This window comes from Pseudomonas sp. NBRC 111127 (assembly GCF_001320345.1).
Lineage (GTDB): Bacteria > Pseudomonadota > Gammaproteobacteria > Pseudomonadales > Pseudomonadaceae > Aquipseudomonas > Aquipseudomonas juntendi.
On record NZ_BCBD01000326.1, the window covers coordinates 1 to 1,154 of the forward strand.

1 protein-coding gene is annotated in these 1,154 nt (G+C 64.9%); it reads right to left on the bottom strand.

The window, feature by feature from the left end:
• A partial coding sequence (locus APH30_RS27240; protein WP_256222163.1) for a DUF6531 domain-containing protein occupies window positions 1-1,154 on the bottom strand: 1,154 nt, incomplete at both ends.

Below are 1,154 nucleotides of genomic sequence, written 5' to 3' on the forward strand. Positions count from 1 at the left end.
CGGCCGAGCACGTCGGTGGCCCAGCTGGTTCGGCTATCGAGGTCGTAGCGGAAGTGGTAGTGCTCGCCGTCGCTGGTCCAGTGTTCGACCACACGTGGCTTGTCGCCCAGGGTTTGCCAACGGTAGTGGCAGCCCAGCCCCAGCGCGTTGCTGTGGGTCACCATCAGGCCGTCGGCGTAGCTGAAGTTGCGAACGGTGTCGCCGTTGCGGTTGATCACCGCGCTCAGCTGGCCGTGTTCGTCGTAGCGGTACTGTGTAAGCGTTTCCACCGCTTCGTTATTCACCACACGCTTGATGTCGGTCAGGCGGCCCAGCGGGTGGTCGTAGTGCAGGTGCACGCGCGTGCCGCCGGTGGCGCTGATGTCGGTCAGGGTGCCGTCAGGCGTGCGGGTGAAGTGCAGGAAGTGACCGAGGACGTTCTCGATACGCTGCAGCGGCACTTCGGTGTTGGTGTCTGGCACTTCACCGAAGTAGAAGAACAGGTTGTCGAGGGTCTGCAGGATGTAGTGGCCGCCCTCGGTGCACACCAGGTACACCTGCTCGTGCGGGTTGTAGATGCGCTGCCCCGGTTGCAGGGTCACGAACGGGACTTCGCGGCCCTGGTTGTCGGTGAGGTAGATGAATGCCCCCTGGCGGCGCAGGCTCTGCTCCCAAGGCAGCACCCAGCCGCGGCCGAGTACGCTGTCGACCGTCAGGTCGCTGGCGTAGAAGCGCGACCACTCGATTGGCATCAGGCCCGGCAGGCTGAAGTCGATTTCATCGGGGATCAGCTTGCGCCCGGTAGTGAGGTCGACCGGGTTGCCGACCAGGCCACCGATGGCTCTGCGCGCCACGGGCTCGACCACATAGCGGCTGGCCACCTCGCCGGCGACGAAGCCGGCCGTGAACTTCAGAGCGCAAGGCATGATGGCTTTCATGCCGGCCTGGGTACCCGCCTTGATCAGCTGGGCGATACCGCCTGCGGCACCGGCGATGGCCATCAGCACATCCACGGTGGTACGCAGCCACTCCGGGACCTCATCGTCAACGGGCAGGTAACGGTAGGTGCCGCCGCCAATGATGACGTTGTCCGAACCACCGGAAATGGTGGCGCCACAGGTCAGCTTGTCGCCCTTGCGCGCGGCGGCGACGCTGTTGATGAAGACGTTGGTCGA